Source organism: Porphyrobacter sp. MBR-49, from assembly GCF_053628655.1.
Genome location: NZ_JBRJGU010000006.1, coordinates 190,282 through 204,871, shown reverse-complemented (window position 1 = coordinate 204,871; position 14,590 = coordinate 190,282). Strand labels below are relative to the sequence as shown.

Genomic DNA, 14,590 nt, shown 5'->3' with positions numbered 1-14,590 from the left:
CCGCATGGGGTCGGGACAAGCTGCATCGCGACGAAGATGGGCGGACGTGCCCTGCCAGGACTTTCCTGCATCGGCGGCGCGTAGGAAAGCCCCTTTCAGGACGCACCCAAACGCGTGCAAACGGCGTCGACCACCACATTAATCGCCTGATCGCGGCCAAGGTGGGTGGTATCGATCACCAGCGCATCAGGCGCGGCGAGCAAAGGAGCATCGTTGCGGCCCATGTCGCGGGCGTCACGGGCGGCAATATCGCGCTCGACTGCGGCAAGCGCTGCATCGATCCCTCTTCCTTGCAGTTCAAGCCAGCGGCGGCGCGCGCGTTCCGCGACGCTGGCGGTGACGAACAGCTTCACGTCGGCATCAGGTGCAATCACGGTACCGATATCGCGCCCGTCCAGCACCGCGCCGCCGGGCTGGGTGGCAAACGCGCGCTGGCGTTCATACAGCGCTTGGCGAACAGCCGGATGCACCGACACGCGGCTGGCGAGGCCGCCAACTTCTTCCGAGCGTAGGGTATCATCGTCCAGCAGCGCATCGGAAAAGACGCAGGCGGCCAGCGCATCGGCGGGATCATCAGGATCGCCGCCGTTCAGCGCCACCTGCCGTCCCACTGCGCGATAGAGGAGCCCGGTATCCAGATGCGGCAGCCCGAAATGATCGGCCAACGCCTTGGCAATGGTGCCCTTACCCGATGCGGTGGGGCCGTCGACGGCAATGATCATGCCGGGTTTTTCCGTCGACCCTGCAATGCCCGTGTCAGACCAAACAATGCGATGCCCATCCACACGATTTCCAGAACCAGGGTTGGCAGGTTGAAATTGACCATTAGCGAAACGGTCAGCAGCGCCGCGCCGATGAAATTGACCAGATTGAAAAGCACCATGTTCATGGCCTTCACCACATTGCTGTAGGCATAGGCGGCGACGATGCAGAAACTGCCAGCAAAGCCGATCAGATCGGCGGCCAAGGGGGTGATGTAATCGGTCATGAAGTCCTTTCGGCAAGCATTGTTTCGAATGTCGGGAAGCTGGTCGCTATAGGACGGGTGTCGTCCACTTCGACGCCATCCCTTGAGAAAAGGCCCGCCACAGCCATGCTCATGGCAATGCGGTGATCGAGCCGCGTGGCGACGCTCGCACCGCTGGGCGTGCCGCGCAACATCTCGCCGCCGGTGCCGTGGATGGTAAGGCCGTCTGCGTGCTCCTCCACGCGCGCGCCAGCCAGCGTCAGCGCGGCGGCCATGGTGGCGAGCCGGTCGCTCTCCTTGACCCGCAGTTCGACCAGTCCGGTGGTGCGGGTGGTGCCGTTTGCCAGTGCTGCGGCGACGAACAGCACCGGAAATTCATCGATCATGCTGGGTGCGAGTCCGGGATCGACGTCGATGCCGGTCAGCAGCGAATGCCGCACGCGCAGATCGGCAACCGGCTCGCCGCCGACTTCGCGGGGGTTCAGTTCCTCGATATCCGCGCCCATCTGGCGCAGCACTGCCAGCAATCCGGCGCGGGTCGGGTTCATGCCGACATTCAGGATCGTCAGATCGCTGCCCGGCACGATGCTCGCCGCGACCATGAAGAACGCCGCGGAGGAGGGATCGCCGGGAACGGTCACGTCCATCGGCCTCAACTCTGCTTCGCCGTGAATGCTGATAACACGTTCGCCGCTGTCCTCGCCCACTTCGAGCCGCGCGCCGAAGCCTGCCAGCATCCGCTCGGTATGGTCGCGGGTTGGCACCGGTTCGATCACGCGGGTGATGCCGGGGGTGTTGAGGCCCGCCAGCAGCACCGCGCTTTTGACCTGCGCGCTCGCCACCGGCAGGCGGTAGGTGATCGGCACGGCAGGCGCCGCGCCGCGCAGCATCAGCGGGAGGGTACCGCCCGCCGAAGCCTCAATCGAAGCGCCCATCTGCGCCAGCGGGGCGATAACACGGTTCATCGGGCGGCCCGAAAGGCTGGCATCGCCGACAAAGGTCGCGGTGATCGCGTGGCTGGCAACCAGCCCCATCAACAGCCGGGTCGACGTGCCCGAATTGCCCATGTCGAGCGCGGCCTTGGGTTCGAGCAAACTGCCCACGCCCGCTCCGTGGACTGTCCACACGCCGTCCACCGTGCGTTCCACCTGCGCGCCGAACTGCCGCATCGCCGCCGCCGTGGCGAGCACGTCCTCGCCTTCGAGCAGGCCTGTGATCCGGCTCTCACCCACAGCTAGCCCGGCAAACATCAACGCGCGGTGGCTGATCGACTTGTCGCCGGGAACGCGGATAGTGCCCGTAAGCGGGGCTGAGGGCGCAAAGGTATGGCTGGTCATATGGCGGCGGTCTTTGACAGCGCCCCGCGCTTCTGGCAAGGCGCGCCGCGCATACTGGCCGCGCTCTTGATAAAGGGCTTGCCGGAACCCAATTTCTTGATCAATCCACCAACGATTTTTCAGCCGTTCTGCCCGCCCTTGTCTTGGGGTCGGCGTGTTTTGAGGAATGATAATGGCGAAGCCTGAATGGGGTACCAAGCGTACCTGCCCCAAGTGCGGGGAACGATTCTACGATCTGGGCAAGGATGCCCCGGTGACTTGTATCGAATGTGGAGAGACGTGGTCGCCCGAACCCGTGCTCAAATCCAAGCAGCCGATTCCGTTCGAGGAAGAAAAGAAGAAAGACGTCGAAGCTGACGCCGATCTTGGCGGCGACGACGAACTTGAGGATCTCGACGAGGACGGCGATTCGCCCGACAATGACGTTGATCTTGGCGGTGACGATGATCTGGGTGTTGCCACCACCGGGGACGACGACGAGCACGAATCCTGATTTCTCTCTTGCAAACGGCGGGCGGCCCTTATAATGGCCGCCTCCCGCGAACTGGGCGCAAAGCCGGGTTCGCATGATGACTGGTTCGGGGCCTTAGCTCAGCTGGGAGAGCGCAACACTGGCAGTGTTGAGGTCAGCGGTTCGATCCCGCTAGGCTCCACCAGTCATTCAGACAAAGTCGGTGCTTCGATGGTGAAGTCCGCAACGCTGGCCGACGAGGTTTCGTCCGCCGGCGTTTTTCGCATGATGCGGATGCTGCTGCGTTCGCAAGGAGTTGCTGGCGATGTTTGACACGCTGTCCGACCGTTTAGGCGGCGTATTTGACAAGCTGAAAGGCCGTGGCGTGTTTGCAGGAAAAGTGGGAACCGCTTTTCCGGTTCGCAAACGCGCCGATCACAGAAAAGCGGCCTCAGTCGGCGGAGTGCATCGTTATGTTTGACACGCTGTCCGACCGTTTAGGCGGCGTATTTGACAAGCTGAAAGGCCGCGGCGCGCTGCGTGAGCAGGACGTGCGCGATGCCATGCGCGAAGTGCGGATCGCGCTGCTCGAAGCTGACGTTGCATTGCCGGTTGCCCGCCGTTTCATCGATGCGGTCACTGAAAAGGCCGTGGGTCAGGACGTGCTGCGCTCGGTCACGCCGGGTCAGCAGGTGATCAAGATCGTTCATGACGAATTGATCGCAACGCTGGGCGGGGCGGAAACCGAAGGGCTGAACCTCGACGCCAAGCCGCCAGTGGTGATCATGATGGTCGGCCTGCAAGGCTCGGGCAAGACCACCACGACCGCGAAACTCGCCAAGTTGATCCGCGAACGCCACGGCAAGAAAGCGCTGATGGCCTCGCTCGACGTCAATCGTCCGGCGGCGCAGGAACAGCTGGCGGTGCTGGGCGGACAGGTTGAGGTTGCCACCCTGCCGATCGTCGCGGGCCAGCAGCCGGTCGATATTGCGCGCCGCGCGATGGAATCTGCGCGGCTCCAGAATTTTGACGTGCTGCTGCTCGATACCGCGGGCCGGTTGCACGTTGATGATGCGCTGATGGCCGAAATGAAGGCCGTCGCCAGCGTTTCAGCCCCCACCGAAGTGCTGTTGGTGGTCGATTCGCTTACCGGTCAGGACGCGGTCAACGTCGCGCAGAGCTTCAGCGGCGAAGTGCCGCTGACCGGCGTGGTGCTGACCCGGATGGACGGCGATGCACGCGGCGGCGCGGCGCTTTCGATGCGCGCGGTGACGGGCAAGCCGATCAAGTTTGCCGGGACGGGTGAGAAACTCGACGCAATTGAACCGTTCCGCCCCGCCAGCGTGGCTGATCGCATCCTTGGCATGGGCGACGTTGTCAGCCTGGTCGAACGCGCCGCCGCGACGATCAAGGAAGAAGACGCCGAAAAGCTCGCCCGCAATATCGAAAAGGGCAAGTTCGACCTCAGCGATCTCGCGATGCAGCTTAAGCAGATGCGGTCGATGGGCGGGCTGGGGATGCTCGCTGGCATGATGCCGGGCATGAAGAAGGCCAAGGCCGCGATGGCCAATTCGGGCATGGACGACAAGGTGCTGATCCATATGGAAGCGATCATCGGATCGATGACCGCCAAGGAACGCGCCAATCCCGATCTGATGAATGCCAAGCGTAAAAAGCGGGTTGCGGCGGGCAGTGGCACCGATGTGCAGACGGTCAACAAGGTGCTGAAGATGCATCAGGAAATGGCCCGCGCCATGAAACAGATCAAGAAATTGGGCGGGCTTAAAGGCCTCGCGTCAATGTTCGGCGGCGGCGGTGCTGGCGGGATGCCCGGCCTTGGCGGCCCCGGTGGTTTTGGCGGAATGGGTTCCGGGGGCGGTTTGCCCGGTCTTGGCGGCCCACCGCGCAATAAGAAATAAGTTTGATTTCAACGTTTTTCATCAATTCAATTCGAAAGGTAAAATTCCATGTCGATTTCCATCCGGCTTTCACGCGGCGGTTCCAAGAAGCGCCCCTATTATCGCATCGTGGCTGCTAACAGCCGCAGTCCGCGCGACGGCAAGTATCTTGAACAGATCGGCACCTATAACCCGCTGCTGGCCAAGGACAGCCCGGAACGGGTGAAGCTGATCGAAGATCGCGCGCGTTACTGGCTTGGCGTTGGTGCGCAGCCGACCGACCGTGTGGCGCGTTTCCTTGACGCCGCCGGTATCAAGGAGCGCGCAGCGCGCGTGAACCCGAAGAAGGGTGAACCGGGCGAAAAGGCCAAGGATCGCGCCGAAGAAAAGGCCGCCAAGATCGTTGAGGCCGAAGAAGCCGCTCGCGCTGCAGAAGAAGAAGCCAAGGCTGCAGCTGCCGCGCCGGCCGTTGAAGAAGCGCCCGCCGCTGAGGAAGCCCCGGCTGCCGAGGAAACGCCCGCCGCTGAAGAAGCTCCGGTTGCAGAAGAAGCTGCCGTTGAAGAAGCCGCTGCCGCTGAAGAAGCGCCCGCCGCAGAAGAAGCGCCCGCCGCAGAAGAAGCGCCCGCAGCAGAAGAAGCTGCTGCCGCTGAGGAAACTCCCGTTGCGGACGAAGCCGCTGGCGAAGAGCAGGCCTAAGGCTGATCGCTGATGCCAAACTCCGTTCGTCCTGAGCCGGTTGAAGAACTGCATTTTTCCTCGGCAAGTTTGCCGGAAGAAGTGCAGGGCGTTGACCGGCTCAGCCCGAACGGGGGTGGGATATGACCGGCAAACCCATCACCCTTGCCGCCATCGCGGGCGCGCATGGGGTGGCGGGCGAAGTGCGGTTGAAGCTGTTCGGGGAGGGCGTGTCTGCGCTCTCCCATCACAAAAGTTTCAACGATGGCGCGCTGACGCTGCTCAAAATCCGCGATGACGGCAAGGGCGGCGGCGTTGCGCGCTTTGCCGAATGCAGCAGCCGCGCCGATGCCGAACGTTTGCGCGGCACCGCGCTGACCGTGCCGCGCGAGGCGCTGCCGCCGCTGGCTGAGGGCGAATTTTACCACGCTGACCTGCTTGGCCTGCCGGTTGTGACTGACACGGGCGAGGCAGTTGGCCGCGTGCTCGCGATCGAAAATTTCGGCGCGACCGACATCATCGAAATCACCCGCGAACCGGCGCCTGAAAAGGGGCCAAAGACCTTCATGGTGCCGATGATCCCGGCAGCGGTGATTGCATGGGATGCAGAACGGCTGGTGATCGCTCACGCTTACGCCGAGGAATAGGCGCTGCCGGCACAAACGGCGCTTTGTGGCACCGCATTGCCGCCCAACTGCACAGCAGCCCATATCAGGTGCCTATTAACCTGTCTGATGGTATCTTCCTTCCACGCCGGGTCGCGCTGGCGCCGGGCTTTCTCGTTTTCGTAACGGGTTGGCTCGCAGGAAGGTTAATAGAATGCAGCTGTTCTCGTCCTGGACGGGCAGCGATTTCCTGCTGTTTTATATCATGCTGCTGGTGTTGTGCACGTGTGCGGCATGTTGGATCCCGGCGCATCTGCGCGCCGCCGGGCGTCGCGGCGAATCGCCTGATGCCGAAGACCTCGCCATGCTGGCAGGAGGGCGCGCCACCCATACCGATTCGGTGATCGCCGATCTTTACGCGCGCGGCGGGCTGAAGGATTCCGGCAAGGGCACACTTGGCGTCACCGATCCGGGCCTGCCCGCAAGCCCTGCGGGGCGGGCGCTGCTTGGGCTGCGCGAACCTTTCAGCCGATCTGAGGCCGAGGATCTTCTTGCCGCTCACGCCATCCGGGTGGCGGCCCGGCTGCGACGTCAGGGGATGATGATGCGGCCCGATCAGCTCAATCGCCTGCGCTGGCTTTCGATTGCCCCCTTCGGCGCGTTACTCGCGTTCGGCATTTACCGTCTGCGCGCCGGAAGCACCCTGAGCGAGCCGACCGAGTATCTTGCGGCGCTTCTGGTGTTGACGGTGGCACTGGCAGTGTTCCGCTGGGTCAGGTTCGACCGGCGCACCGCCGCCGGGATCGAGGCGGTGAAGGACTTGCGCGCCAATGCGCCGCACCTGCGCAGCGCGCCGCCAGCCGGTGAGGCGGCGATGGCCGTGGCGCTGTTCGGCACCGGAGTGCTGGTCGGCACCCCGTGGGAACCCGTTCATGCGCTGCGCCACAAGGCCAGCAAGGCGTAGCTGCAGTTACGGCGGCGGCGGTTGCGGTAGCTAAGCGCTGCGCGTAAGCGGCGGGGATGAACAGAGTTCAGCTCAATATCGGTCAATTTGCCCCCGATGTGCGCGTAATTGTGCAGGCGGGCGAGGGTGTAGCATGGTACTGATTTCGTGGTTTATGGGATTCGCCGTCTTTGCAGGGTTGGCGTTGCTGTTTGGATTTATCGCGAATTTTGCTTTTAAGCGAAGCTCGCCCGCCCGCCGGGCGCTCTATGCGGCGGCCACACTCGGTGTCTTGATCACTATCCCAGCGTATGCTGCGCTTATCGATGAGGGTGCGGAAATTGTTTCGATTGTTGGGGTCGCTGTGGCCACGGCAATCTTGTCGGCTGTAGCTTTCCCGCTCGCGCTGGTAATGACGAGACGCAAACCGGCCCAACCGGATTATTCGGTCTTCGACTAAATGACCTTCGCCGCCACCATCCTCACGCTCTATCCCGAGATGTTTCCGGGGCCGCTTGGGCATTCTATCGCGGGCCGTGCGCTGGCCGAGGCCAAGTGGGCCTGCGAAACGGTGCAAATCCGCGACTTTGCCACCGACAAGCACCGCACCGTCGATGATACGCCCGCAGGCGGCGGGGCGGGGATGGTGCTCAAGTGCGATGTGCTGGCGCGGGCTTTGGACCATGCCATCCTCCCCGGAACGGGGAGGTGGCAGACGCCGCAGGCGGCTGACGGAGGGGAGTCGCCTCAGGCGCCGCGCCCGGTCGAGAGTCCCCTCCACCATTCTGCGGCCAAGGCCTTGAATGGTCCCCCTCCCCGTTCCGGGGAGGATCTGCGCCCCATCCTCGCCATGACTCCGCGCGGCAAACCGATCACCCAAGCCCGCATCCGCGAACTCGCCAGCGGCCCCGGCGTCATCATCCTGTGCGGGCGGTTTGAAGGCTTTGACGAACGCCTGTTCGACGCCCGCCCGGAGATCGAACAGGTCAGCCTTGCCGACATCGTCCTGTCCGGCGGCGAGATGGCTGCGCTTACCATCCTTGACGCTTGCATTCGGCTGCTTCCCGGCGTAATGGGCGCGGCTTCCAGCGGGGATGAGGAGAGCTTTGAACAAAGCCTGCTCGAATACCCGCACTACACCCGACCTCAGGAATGGGAAGGGCGCACGATCCCCGAAGTGCTGCGATCGGGGGATCATGCGAAAATCGCTGCTTGGCGCAAGCTGCGTAGCGAGGAAGACACACGGTCACGCAGGCCGGACTTGTGGGAGCGCCATGAGGGCGCTCGGGTCCAGCCTGCCTCTGGCGCGCAGCGAAAAGACAAGGAACGCAGGCCATGAACCTGATCCAGCAGATTGAAGCCGAAGAAATCGCCAAGTCCGGCAAGGACATCCCGACTTTCCGCGCAGGCGACACCGTTCGCGTTGGCGTGAAGGTGAAGGAAGGCAACCGTGAGCGTGTTCAGAACTACGAAGGCGTCGTGATCGCCCGTTCGAACCGCGGCATGGGTTCAAACTTCACCGTGCGCAAGATGAGCTTTGGCGAAGGCGTGGAGCGCGTTTTCCCGCTCTATTCGCCGATCGTTGAAAGCATCACCGTGGTGCGCCGCGGCGTGGTGCGCCGTGCGAAGCTCTATTACCTGCGCGGCCGCACCGGCAAGAGCGCGCGTATCGTTGAACGGCGCGACAACACGCCCAAGGCGTAAGGCTTTCCAGCCAGCAAATTTCGGGGCGGTGCCGCAAGGTGCCGCCCTTTTGCTTTGTGACCCTTGCCATTCGCGCTCGTCATTGCGAGGAGCACAGCGACGAAGCAATCCAGCGCGGCGACGTCCGCCACTGGATTGCCGCGCCGCCTTCGGGCGGCTCGCAATGACGAGGTGAGCTTTGGATGCGTTCGATACTGGCTGCTGCTGCGGTTTTGCTCAGTTTCCCTGCGTTCGCGGAGGACGCGATGACCACTGACACCCCCACTCTCACCTTCGAACGCCTGTTCGCCAGCCCCGGCCTTGATGGCCCTGCGCCGCGTCAGGTGAAGCTGTCGCCCGATGGCCGCTTCCTCACCCTGCTGCGCAACCGCGCCGATGATCGCGACCGCTACGATCTGTGGGGCTTTGACATCCAAACCCGCGAATGGCGGATGCTGGTCGATTCGCAAGGCTTGGGCAGCGGCCGCGAATTGTCCGAAGACGAAAAGATGCAGCGTGAACGCGCGCGGGTTGGCAGTCTGAAAGGGATCATCAACTATCAGTGGGCCAGCGACGGTTCTGGCGTGCTGGTGCCATTGGACGGAGATTTGTTTCTCGCTAGGCTGGATGGCACCGTCACCCAGTTGACTGATACCGAGGGCACCGAACTCAACCCCAAATTGTCGAGCCGGGGCGGTTTAGTCAGTTTCGTGCGCGACCGGCGATTGTGGGTCGGCCCGGTGGGCGGTGAGGCTGTGCCGATCACCCCGCAGGAAGGCGACACCATCCGCTGGGGCGAAGCCGAATTCGTTGCGCAGGAAGAAATGGCGCGGCTGGCGGGTTACTGGTGGTCGCCCGATGACAGCCGCATCGTGGTTCAGCGCACCGATGAAGCCAGCGTCGGTATCGTCACCCGTGCGGCGATCGGGGCGAAGGGCACCAAGGTGTTCGATCAACGCTACCCGGCGGCGGGCACCGATAATGCCGTGGTTGAACTGTTCGTGATGAACCCGGATGGGGGCGGTCAGGTGAAGGTCGATCTCGGCCTCGATCTCGATATTTACGTCGCCCGCGTCGATTGGGCGCCCGATGGCAGCGCGATTTATGTCCAGCGGCAGGATCGCGCTCAGACGCGGATCGATGTGCTGCGGGTTGACCCGGCGACCGGCGCGAGCATGGTGCTGTTCACCGAAAAAGCCGCGCGCCCCGATTACTGGGTGAACCTGTCGGACAATTACCGCTTCCTCAAGGACGGCAGCCTGCTGTGGTGGTCCGAGCGCAGCGGCTATGGGCATTTCTATCGCTATGCCGATGGGCAGTGGGCGCAGTTGACGCGCGGCACATCGCCCACCACCGCGCTGGTCGGGGTTGATCAGGCGGCGGGAACCTTCACCTATCAGGCGACGGCGGGCGTCCTCACCCAACAGATTTATCGCGCGCGGCTGGATGGAACGGGCGAAACCGAACTGCTCACCGACCCCGCCTTCACCAATGCGGCAGGCATGGATGGGGCAGCGCGAATGCTCTACATCACGCGGTCGAAGCCCGATCAACCGCCGCAGTCCTATCTGGTGACGCCAGACGGCAAGCGCGTCGCCTGGATCGAGGAGAACGCGGTTGCGGGGACACATCCCTATGCGCCCTTCCTCGCCGGGCGCACCACCCCCGAATACGGCACGATTGCCGCTGAGGATGGAACCCCGCTGCACTGGATGATGATCAAACCCAAGATGGAGCCGGGTAAGCGCTATCCGGTGTTCTTCAGCCATTACGGCGGGCCGGGGCCGCAGATGGTGACGAAAGGCTGGGGCGGGGCGCTGGCACAGGCGATTGTCGACAAGGGCTATATCTACTTCGTGCTCGACAATCGCGGATCGGCCAATCGCGGCGTGGACTTTGAACAGCCGATCTACCGCGCGATGGGCGGGGTCGAAGTGCGCGACCAGAAGGCGGGGGCGGAGTTTCTGAAAGGCCTCGATTTCGTCGATCCGGCCAAGATCGCGATCTACGGCTGGTCGTATGGCGGTTATATGACGCTGAAACAGTTGCAGGCTGACCCCGGCCTGTATGCGGCGGGCATCGCGGGCGCGCCGGTGACGCGGTGGGAACTTTACGACACCCACTATACCGAACGCTACATGGGTGATCCGCGTGAGGTGCCAGAGGCTTACGAAAAGGCCAGCGCCATTCCCGATGCCACGAAAATCAGCGATCCGTTGCTGCTGATCCACGGCATGGCGGATGACAATGTGGTGTTTGAAAACTCGTCGGAACTCATCGGCGTGCTGCAGGAAAACAACGTGCCGTTCGAAATGATGCTCTATCCCGGCTACACCCACCGCGTGTCGGGAGAGAAGGTCGGGCCGCACGTCTGGAACAGTATTTTCCGCTTTCTGGAAAGCCACGGGGTGACGCCGCCGGAATAGGTGCGAGGCAAAACATAGCTATTCGTCATGCTGAACTTGTTTCAGCATCCATCCCGCACCATAGAGCCTCGGTGTGTGCGGCTGGATAGACCCTGAAACAAGTTCAGGGTGACGGGCTGGCGGAAATGATGGTCAGGAGTCGAGATGGGTTACCGGGTGGCAGTGGTCGGCGCGACCGGCAATGTTGGGCGCGAAATGATGCAGGTGCTCGCCGAGCGCGCGTTTCCGTGCGACGAGGTGGCAGCCGTCGCATCGAGTCGTTCGGTCGGCAGCGAAGTCGAATTCGGTGACACCGGCAAGATGCTCAAATGCAAGAATATCGAGCATTTCGACTGGGCCGGATGGGACATCGCGCTGTTCGCTGCAGGTTCCGGCCCGGCGCAGGAATATGCGCCCAAGGCGGCGGCTGCGGGCTGCATCGTGATCGACAATTCCTCGCTTTACCGCATGGACCCGGACGTGCCGCTGATCGTGCCCGAAGTGAACCCCGACGCGATCGATGGCTACACCGCGCGCAATATCATCGCCAACCCCAACTGTTCGACTGCGCAGCTGGTGGTGGCATTGAAGCCGCTGCACGATTTCGCCACGATCAAGCGGGTGGTTGTCTCGACCTACCAATCGGTGTCCGGCGCGGGCAAGGCGGGCATGGACGAACTGTTCCAGCAGAGCCGCGCGATCTTTGTCGGTGATCCGGTGGAGCCTTCCAAGTTCACCAAGCAGATCGCCTTCAACGTGATCCCGCACATCGACAGTTTCCTTGATGATGGTTCGACCAAGGAAGAATGGAAGATGATGGTCGAAACCAAGAAGATCCTCGACCCCAAGATCAAACTCAGCGCCACCTGCGTGCGGGTGCCGGTGTTCGTCGGCCATTCCGAAGCGGTGAATATCGAGTTCGAAAACGAGATCAGCGCTGAGCAAGCCATGGATATCCTGCGCGAAGCCCCCGGCGTGATGCTGATCGATAAGCGCGAGGACGGCGGCTATATCACCCCGGTCGAATGCGTCGGCGACGCCGCGACCTTCATCAGCCGCGTGCGCGAAGACCCGACGGTCGAAAACGGCATCACCCTGTGGTGCGTGTCCGACAACCTGCGCAAGGGCGCTGCGCTCAACGCGGTGCAGATTGCGGAACTGCTAGGACGGCGGCATTTGAAGAAGGCGTAAACGATGCGGCTTGCTGTTGTTACCCTTGCTGGCGTGCTCGCCCTTGCTGGCTGTGACAGCGGCGATGTGCCGAGCCCGGCTGAACGGCAGCAGGGCGACGTGGCGGTGCAGGCTGTGCCCGCCAATGTCGTCGAACTGCGTTCCGAAGGGCTGGCCGCTGGGCCGGAGGCGTTCTTTTTCGCTGCCGGTCAGGCCGAGGTTGAGGCCGCGCTCGCGCGGGCGCTGGGCGCGCCATTGCGCACCGGTTCCAACGACGAATGCGGCGCGGGGCCGATCACCTTTACCGATTTTGCCGGCGGGTTGACCGCGCATTTCCAGCAAGGCCGATTGGTCGGCTGGAACTGGCACGGCGCGCAGGATGGCGATGCCCCGGCGAGCGGAACCGTCCGTGTGGCAGGCAATGTGCAATTGGGCAGCCCGCGCAGCGCGGCGCAGGCCGCGCCGGGGTTCGCGCCGGTCGCTGACAGCACCCTTGGCGAAGAATTTGCGCTCGGGGATCGGATCGGTGGCTTTATTGAAGTCGATGCGGTGGCGATGCTGTATGCAGGCACGCAATGTTTTTTCCGGTGAGGTCACACGCATGACATTGAACGCCGAACTTTATTTCAGCTTCCGCTCGCCCTATTCCTATCTGTCGGTCGGGCGGTATCGCGCGATGACCGAGGAATATGACCTCGAAATTGCGCTGCGCCCGGTCTATCCGCTGGCGCTGCGTCAGCCCGATTTCTTTGAGCGCAACCACCCGAACTGGCTGGGCTACACAATGCGCGATATGTTTCGTGTGGCGCAGTTCCATGGCATTCCCTTCGGCCCGCCGCGCCCCGATCCGATTGTTCAGGACATGGCGACCCGCAAGATTGCCGCCGAACAACCCTATATCCGCCGGATCACCCGTCTTGCGCAGGCCGCCGCGCGGCAGGGCAAGGGGCTGGTGTTCGCGCATGAGGCCGCGCAGCTGATCTGGGGCGGGGCGGTGGATTGGCACGAGGGTTCGCACCTTGCCGATGCAGCCGCGCGCGCCGGGCTGGACTGGGCGAAGCTCGAAGCCGAGGTCGCGGCTGAGCCGGATGCGCTCGACACAGAAATCGCCGCCAATCAGGCCGCGCTGGAAGCAGCGGGCCATTGGGGCGTGCCGACACTGGTGTTCGAAGGCGAACCGTTTTTCGGGCAGGACCGGATCGACATGGTCAAATGGCGGATGGAGCAGCAGGGGTTGGCGCGGCGATGAAGGGCGAATTGCTGGGAGGGTGCCTATGCGGCGCTGTGCGTTACAAACTCAATCCCGGTGTGCGCCTCAATCCCTATGCTTGCCATTGCACCGATTGTCAGAGCCGCACGGGTAGCGCGTTTTCCGAACACATGTTGTTTACGCTCTCCGACCTAGAAATTACTGGCGAACTCGACACGGGCGAATATCGCCAACCAAGCGGCGCGCATTCGCGTATCTTTGGTTGTGCGAAGTGCAAGGCGCGGATCTACGCGACGAACGATTCTCGGGAAGGAATGGCAAGCCTGAGATGTGGAACACTCGACAATAGCGCGTCCTTCGTTCCGGCTGCGCACGTTTGGGTCAAGAGTAAGCAGCCTTGGATTGGTTTGCCGGAAGGCGCAGAGGTTATGGACGAACAGCCGCGTAGCGCGCAGGAATGGGTGCAGTTTGTGGGGCTGGCATGAACATCCGTAGTGATCACTTCGCCTCCTTCGACGGCACCCGCATCGCCGTCCACACGGCGGGCGAGGGCCGGCCTGTCATCCTGTTGCACGGGCTGTTTTCCTCCGCACAGATGAACTGGATCAAGTGGGGCCACGATGCGCGGCTGGCAGCGGCTGGGTTTCGGGTGATCATGCCCGATTTCCGGGTGCACGGCGATAGCGATGCCCCGCACGATCCGGCTGCCTACCCACGCCAAGTGCTGGTGCGCGATATAGCCGCGCTGATCGATCATCTGGGGCTGGGTGAGGGTGAATATGACCTCGGCGGCTTTTCGCTGGGCGCGCGCACGGCGGTGCATGGCTGCGCCACTGGCGTGTTCGCCCCGCGCCGTCTGGTAATCGCCGGGATGGGTGTATCGGGCCTGGCCGACTGGAAACGGCGCGCGGGGTTCTTTACCCGCGTGATCGACGAATTCGACACCATCACCCGTGATGATCCGGCGTGGTTATCGCGCCAGTTCCTCAAATCCCAAGGCGTTGACCGGACGGCGGCGCGGCTGTTGCTGGGCGCGTTTGAGGATCTTGACCTTGCCACTCTTGCCAACATCACCTGCCCCGCGCTGGTGATTAGCGGCGATCGGGATGAGGATAATGGCTCTTCGCAGGATCTCGCCGCGCTGCTGGCCAACGCGACCTATGCCGAAATCCCCGGCGGGCACCTCGATTCGGCGACCAAGCCTGAACTGGGTGAGGGGATTGTGCGCTTTCTGATGGCTTGATTC

18 protein-coding genes and 1 tRNA gene are annotated in these 14,590 nt (G+C 63.0%); 16 read left to right on the top strand and 3 right to left on the bottom strand.

Translation table 11 applies throughout. The features are described 5' to 3' along the window. Positions 1-95: 95 nt before the first annotated feature. From ACSSV3_RS10360 to aroA, 3 genes are read right to left on the bottom strand one after another with little or no spacing between them, the layout of a single operon-like run. Positions 96-722, bottom strand: coding sequence for a (d)CMP kinase (locus ACSSV3_RS10360; protein ID WP_354324637.1), 627 nt, complete (start codon positions 720-722; stop codon positions 96-98). After that, positions 719-988: a CBU_0592 family membrane protein gene (locus ACSSV3_RS10355; protein WP_354324639.1), complete on the bottom strand. Its 270-nt coding sequence runs from the start codon at positions 986-988 to the stop codon at positions 719-721. The genes ACSSV3_RS10360 and ACSSV3_RS10355 overlap by 4 nt, the downstream gene beginning before the upstream one ends. Then, positions 985-2,304 (bottom strand): 3-phosphoshikimate 1-carboxyvinyltransferase, encoded by a 1,320-nt coding sequence (gene aroA / locus ACSSV3_RS10350; protein WP_354324641.1) that lies wholly within the window; start codon positions 2,302-2,304, stop codon positions 985-987. Before aroA ends, ACSSV3_RS10355 begins: the two co-directional genes overlap by 4 nt. Positions 2,305-2,476: 172 nt before the next feature. Between aroA and ACSSV3_RS10345 the strand changes: the two genes are divergently transcribed. From ACSSV3_RS10345 to ACSSV3_RS10270, 16 genes are all read left to right on the top strand, one after another. Further along, on the top strand, positions 2,477-2,797 hold the full coding sequence (locus ACSSV3_RS10345) for a TIGR02300 family protein (RefSeq protein WP_354324643.1): 321 nt from the start codon (positions 2,477-2,479) through the stop codon (positions 2,795-2,797). 87 nt (positions 2,798-2,884) lie between these two features. After that, a tRNA-Ala gene (locus ACSSV3_RS10340) sits at positions 2,885-2,960 on the top strand. A 120-nt stretch (positions 2,961-3,080) separates the two neighbouring features. Further along, positions 3,081-3,236 (top strand): hypothetical protein, encoded by a 156-nt coding sequence (locus tag ACSSV3_RS10335; protein WP_354324644.1) that lies wholly within the window; start codon positions 3,081-3,083, stop codon positions 3,234-3,236. After that, entirely contained in the window at positions 3,229-4,674 is a 1,446-nt protein-coding gene (gene ffh, locus ACSSV3_RS10330; RefSeq protein ID WP_354324645.1) for a signal recognition particle protein, read from the top strand. Before ACSSV3_RS10335 ends, ffh begins: the two co-directional genes overlap by 8 nt. 48 nt (positions 4,675-4,722) lie before the next feature. Further along, positions 4,723-5,349 carry a 30S ribosomal protein S16 gene (gene rpsP, locus ACSSV3_RS10325; RefSeq protein ID WP_454184800.1) on the top strand — a complete coding sequence of 209 codons (627 nt, stop codon included), beginning with the start codon at positions 4,723-4,725 and terminating at the stop codon, positions 5,347-5,349. A 122-nt stretch (positions 5,350-5,471) separates the two neighbouring features. Beyond that, positions 5,472-5,975 (top strand): ribosome maturation factor RimM, encoded by a 504-nt coding sequence (rimM, locus tag ACSSV3_RS10320; protein WP_354324647.1) that lies wholly within the window; start codon positions 5,472-5,474, stop codon positions 5,973-5,975. Between the two features lie 172 nt (positions 5,976-6,147). Next, a complete protein-coding gene (locus ACSSV3_RS10315; RefSeq protein ID WP_354324648.1) occupies positions 6,148-6,897 on the top strand; it encodes a TIGR04222 domain-containing membrane protein in 750 nt (249 codons plus the stop codon). Between the two features lie 133 nt (positions 6,898-7,030). After that, positions 7,031-7,336, top strand: a complete 306-nt coding sequence (locus ACSSV3_RS10310) for a hypothetical protein (protein WP_354324650.1) — start codon at positions 7,031-7,033, stop codon at positions 7,334-7,336. Next, positions 7,337-8,215 (top strand): tRNA (guanosine(37)-N1)-methyltransferase TrmD, encoded by an 879-nt coding sequence (trmD, locus tag ACSSV3_RS10305; protein ID WP_354324651.1) that lies wholly within the window; start codon positions 7,337-7,339, stop codon positions 8,213-8,215. It begins immediately after the preceding gene. Continuing rightward, the gene (gene rplS / locus ACSSV3_RS10300; RefSeq protein ID WP_354324653.1) at positions 8,212-8,580 is read left to right on the top strand and encodes a 50S ribosomal protein L19; all 369 of its coding nucleotides are present in this window, start codon (positions 8,212-8,214) and stop codon (positions 8,578-8,580) included. Before trmD ends, rplS begins: the two co-directional genes overlap by 4 nt. Positions 8,581-8,762: 182 nt before the next feature. Then, the gene (locus ACSSV3_RS10295; RefSeq protein WP_354324655.1) at positions 8,763-10,985 is read left to right on the top strand and encodes a S9 family peptidase; all 2,223 of its coding nucleotides are present in this window, start codon (positions 8,763-8,765) and stop codon (positions 10,983-10,985) included. Between the two features lie 144 nt (positions 10,986-11,129). After that, a complete protein-coding gene (locus tag ACSSV3_RS10290; protein WP_354324656.1) occupies positions 11,130-12,155 on the top strand; it encodes an aspartate-semialdehyde dehydrogenase in 1,026 nt (341 codons plus the stop codon). 3 nt (positions 12,156-12,158) lie between these two features. After that, positions 12,159-12,725: an aspartate-semialdehyde dehydrogenase gene (locus ACSSV3_RS10285; RefSeq protein WP_354324658.1), complete on the top strand. Its 567-nt coding sequence runs from the start codon at positions 12,159-12,161 to the stop codon at positions 12,723-12,725. A 10-nt stretch (positions 12,726-12,735) separates the two neighbouring features. Further along, complete coding sequence (locus ACSSV3_RS10280; protein WP_354324660.1) at positions 12,736-13,383, top strand: 2-hydroxychromene-2-carboxylate isomerase; 648 nt, start codon at positions 12,736-12,738, stop codon at positions 13,381-13,383. Continuing rightward, positions 13,347-13,829, top strand: coding sequence for a GFA family protein (locus ACSSV3_RS10275; RefSeq protein ID WP_454184799.1), 483 nt, complete (start codon positions 13,347-13,349; stop codon positions 13,827-13,829). Before ACSSV3_RS10280 ends, ACSSV3_RS10275 begins: the two co-directional genes overlap by 37 nt. Next, a complete protein-coding gene (locus ACSSV3_RS10270; RefSeq protein ID WP_354324664.1) occupies positions 13,826-14,587 on the top strand; it encodes an alpha/beta fold hydrolase in 762 nt (253 codons plus the stop codon). The genes ACSSV3_RS10275 and ACSSV3_RS10270 overlap by 4 nt, the downstream gene beginning before the upstream one ends. Positions 14,588-14,590: the final 3 nt, after the last annotated feature.